This window comes from Paenilisteria rustica (assembly GCF_013820765.1).
GTDB classification, from domain to species: Bacteria; Bacillota; Bacilli; order Lactobacillales; family Listeriaceae; genus Listeria_A; species Listeria_A rustica.
Genome location: NZ_JABJVM010000055.1, coordinates 1 through 297, shown reverse-complemented (window position 1 = coordinate 297; position 297 = coordinate 1). Strand labels below are relative to the sequence as shown.

General features: G+C 37.4%; 1 pseudogene. It reads left to right on the top strand.

Going from position 1 to position 297, the window contains the following annotated elements:
- Positions 1-260 (top strand): annotated as a pseudogene (locus tag HPK16_RS16655) (YveK family protein); the annotation flags it as partial.
- Between the last annotated feature and the right edge of the window lie 37 nt (positions 261-297).

Below are 297 nucleotides of genomic sequence, written 5' to 3'. Positions count from 1 at the left end.
TATCAGAGGCTACTTTAGATGCGGATGCAGCGCCAGTAAAACCTCATACAGGCTTACTAATTGCTGTTGCAACTTTACTAGGAATGATTCTTGGACTTGTCATTATGTTCCTTCGTAATTTATTTGACCGATCGATTAAAACAGCTGAAGATGTCGAAAAAACGTTGGGTCTTCCCGTGTTATCGATGATTAACGAAATAAAAGACGATGACTTATTTGAGAAGAAACTAGGAAGAAAACGAAAGAATCGGAAAGGATAATGCCCATTGAGTAAACAACAAACAGCTAAAAGAAAGT